16 protein-coding genes are annotated in these 14,406 nt (G+C 46.2%); 7 read left to right on the top strand and 9 right to left on the bottom strand.

Annotated features, from left to right (window positions below; genetic code table 11):
* Positions 1-695: 695 nt before the first annotated feature.
* The 3 genes from SporoP37_RS16890 to SporoP37_RS05450 form a co-directional block, all read right to left on the bottom strand.
* A complete protein-coding gene (locus tag SporoP37_RS16890) occupies positions 696-860 on the bottom strand; it encodes a hypothetical protein (protein ID WP_155961310.1) in 165 nt (54 codons plus the stop codon).
* Positions 861-1,113: 253 nt separating this feature from the next.
* Positions 1,114-1,254 (bottom strand): hypothetical protein, encoded by a 141-nt coding sequence (locus tag SporoP37_RS16885; protein ID WP_157118619.1) that lies wholly within the window; start codon positions 1,252-1,254, stop codon positions 1,114-1,116.
* A gap of 103 nt (positions 1,255-1,357) precedes the next feature.
* Entirely contained in the window at positions 1,358-2,296 is a 939-nt protein-coding gene (locus tag SporoP37_RS05450) for a peptidylprolyl isomerase (RefSeq protein WP_081242715.1), read from the bottom strand.
* A 160-nt stretch (positions 2,297-2,456) separates the two neighbouring features.
* Between SporoP37_RS05450 and SporoP37_RS05445 the strand changes: the two genes are divergently transcribed.
* Complete coding sequence (locus tag SporoP37_RS05445) at positions 2,457-2,558, top strand: YjcZ family sporulation protein (protein WP_081242714.1); 102 nt, start codon at positions 2,457-2,459, stop codon at positions 2,556-2,558.
* 42 nt (positions 2,559-2,600) lie between these two features.
* Here the strand turns inward: SporoP37_RS05445 and SporoP37_RS05440 are convergent, their stop codons facing one another.
* From SporoP37_RS05440 to SporoP37_RS05425, 4 genes are all read right to left on the bottom strand, one after another.
* Positions 2,601-2,786, bottom strand: a complete 186-nt coding sequence (locus tag SporoP37_RS05440; RefSeq protein WP_029054118.1) for a hypothetical protein — start codon at positions 2,784-2,786, stop codon at positions 2,601-2,603.
* Positions 2,787-2,870: 84 nt separating this feature from the next.
* A complete protein-coding gene (locus SporoP37_RS05435) occupies positions 2,871-3,434 on the bottom strand; it encodes an HTH-type transcriptional regulator Hpr (RefSeq protein ID WP_081242713.1) in 564 nt (187 codons plus the stop codon).
* Positions 3,435-3,629: 195 nt separating this feature from the next.
* Complete coding sequence (locus tag SporoP37_RS05430) at positions 3,630-3,986, bottom strand: YtxH domain-containing protein (protein ID WP_081242712.1); 357 nt, start codon at positions 3,984-3,986, stop codon at positions 3,630-3,632.
* A gap of 197 nt (positions 3,987-4,183) precedes the next feature.
* On the bottom strand, positions 4,184-4,609 hold the full coding sequence (locus SporoP37_RS05425) for an HIT family protein (RefSeq protein ID WP_081242711.1): 426 nt from the start codon (positions 4,607-4,609) through the stop codon (positions 4,184-4,186).
* Between the two features lie 120 nt (positions 4,610-4,729).
* On the opposite strand from SporoP37_RS05425, the gene SporoP37_RS05420 reads away from it, so the two are divergent.
* From SporoP37_RS05420 to SporoP37_RS05395, 6 genes are all read left to right on the top strand, one after another.
* Complete coding sequence (locus SporoP37_RS05420) at positions 4,730-5,476, top strand: ABC transporter ATP-binding protein (protein ID WP_081242710.1); 747 nt, start codon at positions 4,730-4,732, stop codon at positions 5,474-5,476.
* Positions 5,460-6,671 (top strand): ABC transporter permease, encoded by a 1,212-nt coding sequence (locus tag SporoP37_RS05415; RefSeq protein WP_085430463.1) that lies wholly within the window; start codon positions 5,460-5,462, stop codon positions 6,669-6,671. The genes SporoP37_RS05420 and SporoP37_RS05415 overlap by 17 nt, the downstream gene beginning before the upstream one ends.
* Positions 6,672-6,860: 189 nt before the next feature.
* Positions 6,861-7,118 carry an IDEAL domain-containing protein gene (locus SporoP37_RS05410; RefSeq protein WP_081242708.1) on the top strand — a complete coding sequence of 86 codons (258 nt, stop codon included), beginning with the start codon at positions 6,861-6,863 and terminating at the stop codon, positions 7,116-7,118.
* Between the two features lie 208 nt (positions 7,119-7,326).
* Positions 7,327-9,309 (top strand): excinuclease ABC subunit UvrB, encoded by a 1,983-nt coding sequence (gene uvrB / locus SporoP37_RS05405; RefSeq protein WP_085430462.1) that lies wholly within the window; start codon positions 7,327-7,329, stop codon positions 9,307-9,309.
* Between the two features lie 7 nt (positions 9,310-9,316).
* Entirely contained in the window at positions 9,317-12,190 is a 2,874-nt protein-coding gene (gene uvrA, locus SporoP37_RS05400) for an excinuclease ABC subunit UvrA (protein ID WP_081242706.1), read from the top strand.
* 73 nt (positions 12,191-12,263) lie between these two features.
* Positions 12,264-13,355 (top strand): DUF4097 family beta strand repeat-containing protein, encoded by a 1,092-nt coding sequence (locus SporoP37_RS05395; protein ID WP_085430461.1) that lies wholly within the window; start codon positions 12,264-12,266, stop codon positions 13,353-13,355.
* A 296-nt stretch (positions 13,356-13,651) separates the two neighbouring features.
* Here the strand turns inward: SporoP37_RS05395 and SporoP37_RS17545 are convergent, their stop codons facing one another.
* Complete coding sequence (locus SporoP37_RS17545) at positions 13,652-13,774, bottom strand: hypothetical protein (protein WP_255414229.1); 123 nt, start codon at positions 13,772-13,774, stop codon at positions 13,652-13,654.
* A gap of 31 nt (positions 13,775-13,805) precedes the next feature.
* Positions 13,806-14,357 carry an N-acetylmuramoyl-L-alanine amidase gene (locus tag SporoP37_RS05390; protein ID WP_099662785.1) on the bottom strand — a complete coding sequence of 184 codons (552 nt, stop codon included), beginning with the start codon at positions 14,355-14,357 and terminating at the stop codon, positions 13,806-13,808.
* Between the last annotated feature and the right edge of the window lie 49 nt (positions 14,358-14,406).

Here is a 14,406-nt window from a genome sequence, read left to right as displayed (position 1 = left end):
AGGGAAGAAGTGCAGTGACTGGTAGACGACTGGCGTATGCTTTGGCAAATGACGTGTCATGTTCTGCTTCCTCCTAACTAAACGGAAGCGCCTTACAAGCGGTAGGCGTAGCGATGAGACTGACAGGCGCACTTCCTGTCTGGCTCATTGCGGAAGCCAGCCGCCAGCGCCGCAGTGAGTTCAATGCTGTTCAGGCTCTGGTGTTGGGATCGTTGCTCGACTAGTTGTCGGGGATTGGAGTTAGGGAGTGTCCGCTGTTAGGACCCGCGCCGGCACGTGGGGGATTGCCTTTCGTCATGAGCCAGCTGGCGATAGAGCGCGCCAGTTGTCTCATGACTTCGGCCGACCCCGCAGTTGTGCCTGCGCTGCTGAGCGGAGGCAATCCGGGTTGCTTTTTTAATGAAGATGAAGACCAGTGACTGGTAGACGACTAGCGTATGCTTTGGCAAATGAAGTGTCATATTCTGCTTCCTCCTAACTAAACGGAGGCGCCTTACAAGCGGTAGGCGTAGCGATGAGACTGACAGGCGCACTTCCTGTCTGGCTCATTGCGGAAGCCATCCGCCAGCGCCGCAGTGACTTCAATGCCGTTTTGTCACTGGTTTTGGTGTCGTAGCTCGACTCGTTGTCGGGGATTGAAGTTAGTAAGTGTCAGCTTTTAGGACCCGCGCCGGCACGTGGGGGATTGCCTTTCGTCATGAGCCAGCTGGCGAAGAGCGTGCCAGTTGTCTCATGACTTCGGCCGACCCCGCAGTTGTGCCTCCGCTACTGCGGGGAGGCAATCCAGGTTGTTGTTTAAAAGAGAAGAAATGCTGTGACTCGTTGCCGACTGGTGTATGCTTTGGCAAATGAAGTGTCATGTTCTGAATCCTCCTAACTGAACGAAGGCGCCTTACAAGCGGTAGGCGTAGCAATGAGACAGCCAGGCGCACTTCCTGTCTGGCTCATTGCGGAAGCCATCCGCCAGCGCCGCAGTGAGTTCAATGGAGTTTTACTTCTCTAATCGCAAAGACGTCAACTCATGTGATCCAGTCATGATGCAAAAAACAGAAAGAGGTCTGCATGATGCCTGCACGTCATATTTCCAAAACCAGTAGCTAAAGTGACATCCCCCTAACTAAACGGAGGCGCCTTCCAAGCGGTCGGCGAAGTGATGAGACCGCCAGGCGATCTTCCTGTCTGGCTCATTGCGCAGCCATCCGCCAGCGCCGCAGTGACTGCAATGCCGTTTCTCTTCTCCCGTTCCAAAGCCATCCACCCGTGTGAACCAGTTACGCTGCAGAACAGCAGAGCGCTAGTTTCATAACGACAAAAAAGGTCTGTCTCTGGAAATTACCAGGACAGACCTTTTGAATGATTACTTACCTTCTTCTTCTACTTTCACATCGTCAGCCGGAGCGTCTTCAGCTGGAGCATCTTCTTCAGCAGGTTTTTCGTCCATCTTGAACAGATCAAGCGCAGATTTCAAATCTTCGTCTTTGATCTTTACGTCAGCGTCTTTGACAAGCTTAGAAACTTTAGCCAATAGCTCGTTTTCATCAGCTTTTTCCATCAGTAGCTCGTGACGGATTTCTTCTTTCTTTTCATCTGTGATTTTCTCATCATCTGTTTTACGCTTTTCTTTTACTTCGATGATGTGGAAACCGTTGTCAGATTGAACCGGTTCACTGATTGTGCCCGGCTCCAGGTCGTATGCAGCGTTCCAGAACTCAGGAACCATTACACCGTATCCGAACCAGTCAAGGTCTCCGCCTTCGTCTTTAGAACCCGGGTCTGTGGAGTATTCTTTTGCTACTTTCGCAAAGTCTTCTCCTTTATCCAGCTTTCCTTTTACTTCTTTAGCAGTTTCTTCGTCTTCAACCAAAATGTGACGGGCGTTGATTTCTGATTGAGATTCTTCCAGACGTTTGTTCAACTCTTCATCAGAAACTTCCACGCCATCAGTCAATGCAGCTTCCTGCAATTTATTCAAACGAATCATTTTCTTGAAGCTCTCAGGCGTTTGACCTTGTTGAGCCAAGAAAGCTTCGAAGTTTTCGCCGAGCTGTTCTTTGTTCTTATCGAACTCTGCATCTACTTGTTTATCATCTACATCGTATTTGTCGTCAAGTACTTTTTCTAAGATGATCATTTGCAGAGCCTGTTCACCAACAGAAGCTTTCATCTCCTGATAGAACTCATCCTTCGTCACGTCTCCTGCTTTTGACGTCATAACTTTTTCATCGCCGCCGCCAGAACAAGCGGATAGTACTGCAACCGAAGCTGCAAGTGTAAATGCTGCCATCTTCTTTTTCATGTAATTAACTCCCCTACTCTACATATTAAGTCTGAATATTGTTCAAGTAAACACTATATCATATAACGAATGAAAAATAAAAAGGTTCCATGTTTCCGAAGAGTGCCCAACCGCTTTTTTCTGTATTCGCATAGGATACAGTGTGAAAGGGGGTGCCTTTATGAGCGGCTACACTCAAGGTGGGTCAGGTTCATCCGGCTTTGCTCTAATTGTTGTCTTGTTCATTCTATTGATCATTGTCGGTGCAGCATACCTGTACTAAAAAAAAGCCCGTCCTCCAGTAATGGGGCGGGCATACATAGTGTCAGGCACTGAAGAATACTTCTACATATAAGGATAAAATGAGGATGGTAATCAGAATGTTTACAGTCCGGTAAATTTTCGGCTGCTTTTCTTCCGGAATCTCTCTAGATTGGCAAAGAGCAAATGTCATTTTATTAATTTGATATAAGTAGAACAATGAAAAAAGAATGGTGATCGCTATAACCATTTTAGACCTCCTCTTTCTGCTTCTGTACTATCATAGCAGAATTTGCGGGCAAAAGGAAAAAAGCAAACTGCGAATGACTCACATTTATGTCTCTACTTCAGTCTTTTGCAGGTAATCATTCGAGTCTTCGTAGGTTCTTTCAATATTTTTGAACCCGCGCTCGAAAATATCCATGAAATCATCGCCGTAAATATTTCGTAAAACAGACATGACTTCAAGGAATTCAGGGAATTTTCCATAAATATCGCGGAGCGGGAGAGAGCCCTGAAGAATGCTGTATTCTTCGTTATGGTAATTCGCATTCATTTCAATTAGCAGCTCTTTCCCCTCATCCGTAACCGTCACGTAGGTGTTGCGCCGGTCATCGTCTTTCTTGGAGAAGTATAATAATTTTCGCTGTTCCAGTTTTTTTGAGAAATTGAAAGCCGTCGAAACATGCATGACGCCAAATTTAGCGATGTCTGAAATCGTGGCGCCTTCCAGGTGGTAGGCAATCCATAAAATATGATGTTCATTAATATTCAGTTCATAAGGTTTTATCCATTGCTGCCAATCTTTTTCCACGGCTTTCCATAATGCTTTCGACATTTGGGCGACACGCTGGTTAAAGATCATCGCATCTTTACGTGAAATGTTTTGCTCTGCCATCTTGGCACCTGCTTTCTTTCAATCTTTTTATTTATTATACCAAAAAAGCAACAAATAAAAAAGACGGAATAATAAAATAATTAAGATTGGGTGTAAGTACCCGCAGAATAGTAGGCGGAATACCGCTTATATTCTGCAGTTGTTTCTTACATACCGGTAAGCGGGGTGCTGTCCTGATTCACAGAGACAGGGGAATCAGCGGGTGCTGATCGATTTTTCCAAATCATCCAATGCTGTCTGGATCGCAGAGATTTCTTTCTCCAGCCGCTTTTTATTATGTTCCGTCGAACGTTTCCAGTCTGCCACGGAAACTTTCATCTCTTCCACAGTCTCCGGAACAAGTTCCCTTGCATCCTCTGATAAATCTGTCACAGAGTCTTTCAGGTCAGCCACTCGGCCTTTTACATCTTTTAACTTATCCTTTAATTCTAATGACGCGGTTTTCACGCTTGACCGCAATTCACTGCCGGCTTTTGGCGTAGAGTATAGAACGGTGACAGCTGAGGTAACAGCACCTGCGGCCAGACCGATAAAGAATGTAGACGCTTTCATATAGAAAACACTCCTTTTTAGTAGTTATTATTTTATTAAAGCATGTTCTGATATAAATGAGCAAGATAATATATTAATTATTATGCAATCAAAAGTATTTCATCTGGCAGATCAGAAAAAAGGAACGGAAGAGAGAATGTCCGCTGTTGGCAATGCAGAAAGAAATCCCGACCTCTTCCGTTCTTTTCATTCATCTGTTACTGCTGCAGACGTCTGGAGATGCCAGCAGCCAGTTCAGACAGTACGTCCATCGGATATTGCTCTACTTTTGTATTAAATTCTACTTTCAGTCCGTCAGATTTATCATAGCGGGGAATGAAGTGCATATGGAAATGATAGACGGACTGGCCTGCAAAAGATCCGTTGTTTTGCACCAGATTCATTCCGGCCGGCTGAAATTCTTCTTTCAGTGCATGGGCGATTTTCGGTGCCGCTTTAAATAAATTCGCCGCTTCGTCTTCAGTTAACTCATAAAGATTTTCACGGTGAGTTTTTGGAATCAGGAGTACATGCCCCTTTGTGACGGGCATAATGTCCATGAAAGCGATGACGTGCTCATCTTCATACACTTTTTCTCCCGGAATCGTTCCTTCTACAATTTTGCAGAAAATACATGAGGTCATTTCTACACTTCCTTTCATGTTTGGATGTATTGTAGCATATTTTCAGATAGTTAACGAAGGCGAATAAAGCAATTTTACAGTTTCTTTGCTAAAATAAAACAGAAGACAGGAGGAAATAGAATGGCAATCCTAGAACTAGAACATGTAACAGGCGGTTATACGCGCAAACCAGTTTTGCATGACCTTTCATTCCAGATAGAAGAAGGAGAATTGGTCGGCTTGATTGGTCTGAATGGCGCAGGTAAAAGTACGACAATCAAACATATTATCGGCGTGATGAACCCATTGCAGGGAACCATCAAAATCAATGGTGCGACGTTCAGCGACAAAGCACAATATCGCCAATCATTCAGTTATATTCCTGAAACACCGGTATTATACGAAGAACTGACGCTGCAGGAACATTTAGAGCTGACTGCAATGGCATACGGGCTGGACAAGCAGCAATTTGAAATTCGCACAGAACAACTGCTGAAAGAATTCCGCATGGAAAAACGTTTGAAATGGTTTCCTGCCCACTTCTCTAAAGGTATGCGGCAGAAAGTCATGATCATGTGCGCATTTCTTGTGGAACCGAAATTATATATTATTGATGAGCCATTCGTAGGTCTGGATCCGTTGGCTATTCGTGCGCTGCTGGATCAAATCATAGAACGGAAAAATGCGGGAGCTTCTATTTTAATGTCGACACACGTATTGGCGACGGCAGAGAAGTATTGCGACCGCATTATTCTGCTGCATGAAGGCCGTGTGCGTGCGAACGGAACGATGGATGATCTGCGGAGAGCATTCGGACGCCCAGATGCGACACTTGACGACTTATATATCGCGATGACTGAGGAAACTGATCATGAACAACATGCATGATATTTGGGGGCAGCGGTTTTTTCATTACGTCAATGAGCTGCAGAAATATATGCGCTATGTATTCACTGGGCATTTGGCTATCGTCTTCATGTTCGCGATTGGAGCGGGGGGCTATGCGTACAGTGAATGGCTGAAAGAAGTGCCCGCGACGTTCCCTTCCGCACTGATTGTGTCCGTGATTATTGCTTTACTGCTCATGAAAGCTGCACCGACGACGTTGCTTAAACCGGCTGACATCGTTTTCTTTCTGCCGCTGGAGAATCAGCTGCCCAATTATATGAAACGTTCATTGACATGGTCTGCATTCTCACAGCTGCCATTGCCGCTGATTGCCATGGTAGTGGCACTTCCTTTATTGAAAGCTACAGAAGTCGGCACAGGGGTTGATTATCTCCTTGTAGTGCTGCTAATAATTGCTGGCAAAGGTTTATTTGTAGGGACAGAGTATAATGTCCGAATTGCAAATGACAACTTTATCTGGACTGACCGCGTAATTCGTTTTGTTTTGGCATTTCTAACGATTTACTTTGGACTTACCTGGAGTCCGGTTGTCGTGATCATCGGAATAGCGGCAGCGATTCTATATGCGAAGTTTTGGGACAAACAGGCCGAACGCTTTCCGTTTCCATATGAACAGTTTATAGAATTGGAGCAGAACCGTATGATGCGTTTCTATCGGTTTGCTAATTATTTCACTGAAGTTCCGCATCTGGTCGGGTCGGTCAGTAAACGAAGCTGGCTGAAATTCGTGATGAAACGCTCCACTTTCAGGCGCCGCGATGTCCAGAATTATCTGGTTGTCCGGACGTTCATTCGGACGGACGATACGTTTTGGCTGTGGCTCAGGTTAACTGCACTGTCCGCTCTCGGCGCATTTCTGATTCCGCTGCCGATTGTATCTTTCATCTTCGTAGGAGCTCTCGCATTTGCAACCGCAGTGCAGCTCATCCTGGCACTTGAAAGCGGCGTCGAATTTACGATGGATCAACTGTATCCGGAAGAACAGGAAAAGTCTCAAATCAGAGCCGTCCGATCGTTAGTGAGGAAGTTAATCTGGCTGCAGGCGGTTATTCTGCTGGCAGCAGCTCTGCCTCTATATGGACCGGGCATAACGCCGGTACTGATTGCTCTTATCGCGGTCATTATCGGGGAAGCTACGATTCGATTGACGAAAGAGCAAGTAAGAGAAATATAAGAGATTATGAAAGTTTGATCACTTCGTTTACTATTTCATTTCAGTGACGGAATTGTCTGAATATATCTGCCTAGTAAAAAGATTGTTCAGTCAGGGTAAAGTGATTCAAAAGTTAGAATAGTTAAAAAGCTGTTGCATTTGTAGTTCAGTTGCATATATAATTACTAAAAGGTATCAGGGGTGAGAGAGATGAATAATAACAACTCATATGCTGAATTTTTGAAAGCGGTAGGTAATAACAGCACTTCTCTCCAAGCGGAAAAGCTGCTGAATGAAATCTATTGGGATCTGTTTCTGCAACATATTCACTGGGAACAAACGCAAACGAGAATCATGGAATTGATCGACGATGCGTTGGATCGAAACGATGAAGAAGCATTCAACCTGTATACACAGCAACTGATTGAATTTACAAAAGAACAAAGTTATGAACTGAAATCAAAATAATCTATTACTGCACGCTGTCTGAAGAAAATTCAGGCAGTGTTTTTTTATGTGCTGCATACCGCCGCGGGAAGTTTCTTTCAGCCGGTTACGGGTACAATACAATACATAATATGATTCGTTTAAAACGTACGTTCGTTATTTCTTTAGAAATAGCGCCGGATGTGGTAAAATAGAAGGATCAGGTGTTCAAGAATAGGAGTGGAAACATTTGAACGAAACATTTCAATTGCAGGCACCATATACGCCGCAGGGAGATCAGCCGAAAGCGATCGCAAGCCTTGTCAGCGGAATAAAAGAAGGTAAAAAGCATCAAACCTTGCTCGGTGCGACGGGAACTGGAAAGACATTTACCGTTTCCAATGTACTGACGGAAATTAACAAACCAACACTGGTCATCGCTCACAATAAAACGCTGGCCGGTCAATTATATAGTGAATTCAAGGAGTTTTTCCCCGATAATGCGGTGGAATACTTTGTCAGCTTCTACGACTTTTATCAGCCAGAAGCATATGTGCCGCAGACGGATACATTCATTGAAAAGGATTCTTCCATCAATGATGAAATCGATAAACTGCGCCACTCAGCAACCAGTGCGTTATTTGAACGCAATGATGTACTGATAGTCGCATCGGTATCATGTATTTACGGTCTCGGTTCGCCGGAAGAATATAACGAAATGGTTTTTTCGCTGCGCAAAGGCATGGAGATCCCGCGCAATGAACTGCTGCGGACACTGGTAGATATCCAATACGAGCGCAACGACATCAATTTCACACGCGGTACTTTCCGTGTAAGAGGAGATGTAGTCGAAGTATTTCCGGTATCACGGGATGAGCGCTGTATCCGCCTGGAGTTTTTCGGGGATGAAATCGAGCGTATCCGGGAAGTTGACGCCTTAACAGGTGAAGTGATTGGAGACCGTGATCATGTGGCGATTTTCCCGGGATCCCACTTCGTTACGCGTGAAGAGAAATTATTGAAGGCTATTGAAAATATAGAAATTGAATTAGAAGAACAGCTTAAATATTTGCGTGACAACGATAAGCTGCTGGAAGCGCAGCGTCTGGAGCAGCGGACGCGCTATGATCTGGAGATGATGCGGGAGATGGGTTTCTGTTCCGGCATCGAGAACTATTCCAGACATTTAACATTGCGTGAAGCGGGTGCGACGCCATACACACTGCTGGATTATTTTCCGGATGACTTCCTGATCGTAGTCGATGAAAGTCACGTTTCGTTGCCGCAAATCCGCGGTATGTACAACGGCGACCAGGCACGTAAAAAAGTGCTGGTGGAGCACGGTTTCCGTCTGCCATCCGCTCTTGATAACCGGCCGCTGATGTTTGAAGAGTTTGAAGACCATATCAAACAGGCGATGTATATTTCCGCTACGCCGGGCCCTTATGAAATCGAGCATACAGATGAAATGGTCGAGCAGATTATACGTCCGACAGGTTTGCTGGATCCGATTATTGAGGTGCGGCCGATCGAAGGACAAATCGATGATCTGCTGGACGAAATTCAGTTGCGCATCGAGCACAATGAACGGGTGCTGATCACGACGCTGACCAAGAAAATGTCAGAGGATCTGTCGGACTACTTAAAAGACATCGGCATCAAAGTGCAGTATCTCCATTCTGACGTCAAGACGCTTGAGCGGACAGAAATTATCCGGGAACTGCGCATCGGGACGTATGATGTCTTGATTGGAATCAACTTATTGCGTGAAGGAATCGATATACCGGAAGTATCATTGGTGGCAATTTTGGATGCGGACAAAGAAGGGTTCTTGCGTTCAGAGCGCGCTCTGATTCAGACGATTGGCCGGGCAGCGCGGAACTCGGAAGGACGCGTCATTATGTATGCAGATAAAATGACCGATTCCATGCAAAAGGCAATTAGAGAAACAGAACGCCGCCGGGAAATCCAGCTTGCCTATAATGAAGAACATGGCATCACACCAACGACCATTATCAAACCAATCCGCGAAGCGATTCGTGCGACGCAAGTGGCGGAAGAAACGGAATCCTATTTGCAGCGCGTGACAGAAGGCAAGAAGCTGTCAAAAGACGAAAAGGGCTTATTGCTGGTGAAATTAGAAAAAGAAATGAAAGAAGCAGCGAAAGCTTTGGACTTCGAAAGAGCTGCAGAGTTACGCGATACCGTAATAGAACTGAAGGCAGAAAGGTAGAGTCCTTATGAAAAATAAAGAATTGATAATACAAGGAGCGAGAGCGAATAACCTGAGAGACATTACCGTCAAAATACCCCGGGACCAATTAGTTGTACTCACCGGTTTATCGGGGTCAGGGAAGTCTTCATTGGCTTTTGATACGATCTACGCGGAAGGACAGCGCCGCTACGTAGAGTCGTTGTCTGCATATGCCCGCCAGTTCCTTGGACAGATGGATAAGCCGGATGTGGATTCCATTGAAGGACTGTCTCCGGCGATTTCCATCGACCAGAAAACTACCAGTAAAAATCCGCGTTCGACAGTAGGAACGGTGACGGAGATTTATGACTACTTGCGCCTGCTGTATGCAAGAGTGGGGAAACCGCATTGTCCGTATCACGGCATAGAAATCTCCACACAGACAATTCAGCAGATGGTGGACCGTGTGATGGAATTGCCGGAGCGTACGAGAATTCAAATTTTGGCGCCTATCATTTCCGAACGTAAAGGGACGCATGCGAAGCTGTTTGAAGATATTAAAAGACAGGGGTATGTGCGTGTGCGGGTCAATGGTGAAACGATTGACCTTGACGACAATATCGACCTGGATAAAAACAAGAAGCACACAATTGAAATTGTCATTGACCGGATCGTCATGAAAGAAGGCGTTGAGACACGGCTCAGTGACTCGCTTGAATCCGCTTTGCGGCTCGCTGACGGTAATGTTCTGGTGGACGTAATCGGGGAAGAGGAACTGTTTTTCAGTGAGCACCATGCATGTCCGATCTGCGGATTCTCCATCGGGGAACTGGAACCCCGCATGTTTTCATTCAACAGTCCGTTCGGAGCATGTCCAGAGTGTGACGGGCTCGGCATGAAACTTGAAGTCGATCCGGACCTGGTCATTCCGAACAGTGACCTGTCATTAAAGGAGCATGCAGTCGCCCCATGGGAACCGACAAGTTCTCAATATTATCCGGAACTGTTAAAGACCGTTGCGAAGCATTATAAAATTCCGATGGATGTGCCGGTCAGTGAACTGGCTGATTCGGATCTGGAGAAGTTATTAAAAGGTTCAAGCAAAGAGAAAATCCGGTTCCGCTACACCAATGAATTCGGCAATACACGTGACAGTGATATTTATTTTGAAGGAGTTTTACGCAACGTAGAGCGCCGTTATCATGAAACATCGTCTGATTATATCCGTGAGCAGATGAGCAAATATATGACCGAGCGGGCCTGTCCTTCCTGTACAGGATACCGTTTGAAGCCTGAGTCTCTTTCGGTGCTGGTTGACGGACAGCATATCGGTAAAATAACTGAACGCTCAATTGTCGAGACGACGAAGTTCTTTGACCAATTAAAGCTGTCTGAGAAAGACGCGCAAATTGCTGACATGATTCTGAAAGAAATTCAGGAACGGCTGGGCTTCCTGGTGAACGTCGGACTGGACTACTTGAACCTGTCCCGTTCTGCAGGCACATTGTCCGGCGGGGAAGCGCAGCGTATCCGTCTGGCCACACAAATCGGCTCCCGTTTGACAGGTGTTCTTTATATTTTGGATGAACCGTCAATCGGACTGCATCAGCGCGATAATGACCGGCTGATAGGAACCCTGCAAAACATGCGCGATATTGGCAATACACTGATTGTGGTGGAACATGATGAAGATACGATGATGGCGGCTGACTATTTAATTGACGTAGGCCCTGGTGCAGGCGTGGCGGGCGGTGAAATAGTTGCTGCAGGCACACCGGCCAAGGTGATGAAGAATAAGAAATCATTGACTGGACAATATTTAAGCGGCAAGAAATTCATTCCGCTTCCAATTGAACGCAGACCGCGAGATGAGCGCAGCATAGTAGTCAAAGGCGCTTCAGAAAACAACCTGAAACATATTGATGCGGAGTTCCCGCTCGGGCAGTTTATCGCTGTGACAGGTGTTTCGGGTTCGGGTAAAAGTACACTCGTCAATGATATCCTGCATAGAACATTGGCGCAGAAACTGAACCGTTCCAAACAGAAGCCCGGGAAATACGACAGCATCAGCGGGGTTGAGCATCTGGAAAAAGTAATCGATATTGACCAGTCACCGATCGGCCGGACTCCGCGGTCAAATCCCGCCACGTATACAGGCGTCTTTGATGATATCCGCGATGTCTTCGCGATGACCAATGAAGCAAAAGTCCGCGGCTATAAAAAAGGACGTTTCAGCTTTAACGTAAAAGGCGGCCGCTGTGAAGCATGCCGTGGGGATGGAATCATTAAAATCGAAATGCATTTCCTTCCTGACGTCTATGTGCCGTGCGAAGTATGTCACGGCAAACGTTATAACCGCGAAACACTTGAAGTGCAATATAAAGGAAAGAATATTGCGGACGTGCTGGAGATGACAGTTGAAACAGCGGCAGTGTTTTTCGAGAATATCCCGAAAATCAGCCGTAAACTGCAAACGATTGTCGATGTGGGGCTAGGCTATATAAAATTAGGCCAGCCTGCGACTACGCTGTCGGGCGGTGAAGCACAGCGGGTCAAGCTTGCTTCCGAGCTGCATAAACGTTCGACCGGCAAGTCGTTTTATATACTGGATGAGCCGACGACAGGGCTGCATGTTCATGACATCGCCAAGTTACTCGAAGTACTTCAGCGCCTTGTTGATGGAGGAAATACCGTTCTCGTCATCGAACATAATTTGGATGTAATTAAAACGGTTGATCACATTATCGATATTGGACCTGAAGGCGGAGATAAGGGCGGAGAAATCATCGCAGTCGGCACACCGGAAGAAGTGGCAGAAGTACCAGCCTCTTATACAGGAAAGTATTTACGCACGATACTGGAGAGAGACCGGCACCGGATGAAAGAACAAATCGAAAAAGCGGGAAAAAGCAGAAAATGAAACTTTCTTTCTGCTTAACCGTATAAATAGACAGGTACTGAAAAGATTGTTCAAAACGAGGAGGAATCCGGAAATGCAAAATGAACGCACACGAATACTTACGCTGCTCGAAGAAGGAAAAATTACAGCGGATGAAGCATTACGGCTGCTGGAAGCGATGAGCAAACAGCCAGATCAGGAAAAACCTGAAGAAAGTTCTTCAGCTGATGACTTTTTTGAAGATATCCGTAAAGAATTCATGACAGCAGGCGACCGTTTCATGCAATTCATGGATACAGCCGTACACCGTGTGAAAGAGTTCGATTTCGAAGCACCATTCAGCAAATCAGTCTCCTTTACACATACGGAAAAGAAATCTGCGGAAGACGTGGAAGAACTGATCATTCATATCGATCACGGAACTGTTGAACTGCATCCTTCAGAAGATGAGGAAATCATGGCGAAGTTCTCCGTAAAGCATTTCAATAATGATTCCGAAGCAGAGGCACTCAGCCATTTCCTTGATAAGTTATTGTTTGTTAAAGACGGCAATAAACTGCGTATCGGCAGTGACTTGAAAATGCTGCAGGTAAATGTTCAGTTATACGTGCCGGCCGGGAAAATGTACGATAAACTGTCCGTCCGTTTATTGAACGGCGGCTGTTCGGCTGAAGGAGTCGGTTTTAAGGATTTGCGCATTAAAACAGCCAATGGAAAAATTGAATGTGCTGACACAACATTTGAAGAAGCAGAACTCGAAACCGCTAACGGAATGGTCCGTTTATTGAAAGTGACCGGTGACAAACTGGAAGCTGAAACCTTGAACGGGCGCGTGTATGTCGATGGAGAAGTGAATGAAGTAGATGCCAAATCATTAAATGGCAATGTCACTCTTACTACTACCTCACTACACGCAAGAAGCCTGGAAGCCAAGTCTATCAGTGGCGCAGTCGAAATGTATTTCCCTTCTTCATTGAGCGTGAAAGGTGAAATTACATCCAATATGGGGAAGCTCGATCTGCAGCTGAAAGATGTATCCCGCGTAGAGGAACAGGAGCAGTTCCTGCACCGCACCATTCGCTTCAGCAAGAACACGGAAGATGAAACGAAACCGCCGCTGCATATTACAGGCGAGTCGAAAACAGGCTCCGTACTAGTCCGCTATAACTCTGTCGATATGTCATGACATCATAAAAAACACCTGTACCGCCATTTTCGGCGATACAGGTGTTTTTTGGTTTGTTTGGTGGCAGTGAAGGGGGGGCGCTGATCAATGTTAGCGATGGCTGTTATTGGATTGGGAAAATTATGGGAGGGAAACAGGCCAAACCGCTCATACGTCCGTGTTACCCGCTCATAGCTGCTGCGTAACCGCTCTTAACTGTTCGTCAAGCGCTCATACCCTTTCGGCGAGCGCTCTATACTCCAAGGCAACCGCTCATACGTCCGTGTCACCCGCTCATAGCTGCTGTGTAACCGCTCTTACCCATTCGTCAAGCGCTCATACCATTGCATCAAGCGCTCTATATCCCAAGATAACCGCTCATACATCCAACGCAACCGCTCATTACCCGTCTGCAGCAGAAGCTCAATGCACAAATACACCTCCGATCCTCCTTACCAAACTCACTTTATTTCACCTGCCATAATCCCAGCACAAAATTCCGAATGCAATCGCTCTCGCACATTGCAGCTGATAGGTTTTGTTTTGCAGCAGGGCGGCTTCTGTCTGGTGAGACATGAAGCCGCATTCAGCGAGAATAGCGGGCATAGTCGTATCTCGCAGTACAGCAAAGTCGGCTTTCTTTACGCCGCGGTCCGGTCTTCGGCAGGCGGAGATCAGTGCTTTTTGCACAGATGATGCCAGTGCGGCGGAACTTGTGCTTGCCTGCGGATAAATGAATGTCTCAATTCCTTGTGCTGTGCTCCAGCCGCTGCCGAAAGCATTGGCGTGGATCGAGACGAAGGCATCGGCCTGCAGCCGGTTGGCCAGTGCAGTCCGTTCGCTTAGCGGCACATCGCGGGAGGATTCATGTGCAAAACGAACCGTAACACCTTCCTTTGTTAAAAAATCTCCTGTGAGGGCAGCTACTGCTGAATTGAAATGAAATTCCCGCATCTTTCCGTCGGGTGTCCGTTTGCCGGGTGTATCGGGGCCATGGCCTGCATCAAGAATGATTAGTGTCAATTTTGTCCACTCTCCTTTATCCTTTATATAGAGAAGGAATCGAAGAAGG

The organism is Sporosarcina sp. P37 (assembly GCF_002109365.1).
In the GTDB taxonomy this organism is placed as follows: Bacteria; Bacillota; Bacilli; order Bacillales_A; family Planococcaceae; genus Sporosarcina.
Note: the sequence above shows the minus strand (reverse complement) of the source record. Positions and strands in the feature narration are given on the sequence as shown.

Excerpts from the sequence above, each read along its gene's own strand:
- SporoP37_RS05440 (WP_029054118.1), bottom strand. The coding sequence starts at position 2,786 with ATGGTTATAGCGATCACCATTCTTTTTTCATTGTTCTACTTATATCAA.
- SporoP37_RS05445 (WP_081242714.1), top strand. The coding sequence starts at position 2,457 with ATGAGCGGCTACACTCAAGGTGGGTCAGGTTCATCCGGCTTTGCTCTA.
- uvrA (WP_081242706.1), top strand. The coding sequence starts at position 9,317 with ATGAAAAATAAAGAATTGATAATACAAGGAGCGAGAGCGAATAACCTG.
- SporoP37_RS05410 (WP_081242708.1), top strand. The coding sequence starts at position 6,861 with ATGAATAATAACAACTCATATGCTGAATTTTTGAAAGCGGTAGGTAAT.
- SporoP37_RS05450 (WP_081242715.1), bottom strand. The coding sequence starts at position 2,296 with ATGAAAAAGAAGATGGCAGCATTTACACTTGCAGCTTCGGTTGCAGTA.
- SporoP37_RS16885 (WP_157118619.1), bottom strand. The coding sequence starts at position 1,254 with ATGGCTTTGGAACGGGAGAAGAGAAACGGCATTGCAGTCACTGCGGCG.
- SporoP37_RS05395 (WP_085430461.1), top strand. The coding sequence starts at position 12,264 with ATGCAAAATGAACGCACACGAATACTTACGCTGCTCGAAGAAGGAAAA.
- SporoP37_RS05420 (WP_081242710.1), top strand. The coding sequence starts at position 4,730 with ATGGCAATCCTAGAACTAGAACATGTAACAGGCGGTTATACGCGCAAA.
- SporoP37_RS05430 (WP_081242712.1), bottom strand. The coding sequence starts at position 3,986 with ATGAAAGCGTCTACATTCTTTATCGGTCTGGCCGCAGGTGCTGTTACC.
- SporoP37_RS05435 (WP_081242713.1), bottom strand. The coding sequence starts at position 3,434 with ATGGCAGAGCAAAACATTTCACGTAAAGATGCGATGATCTTTAACCAG.
- SporoP37_RS16890 (WP_155961310.1), bottom strand. The coding sequence starts at position 860 with ATGACACTTCATTTGCCAAAGCATACACCAGTCGGCAACGAGTCACAG.
- SporoP37_RS05415 (WP_085430463.1), top strand. The coding sequence starts at position 5,460 with ATGAACAACATGCATGATATTTGGGGGCAGCGGTTTTTTCATTACGTC.
- SporoP37_RS05425 (WP_081242711.1), bottom strand. The coding sequence starts at position 4,609 with ATGACCTCATGTATTTTCTGCAAAATTGTAGAAGGAACGATTCCGGGA.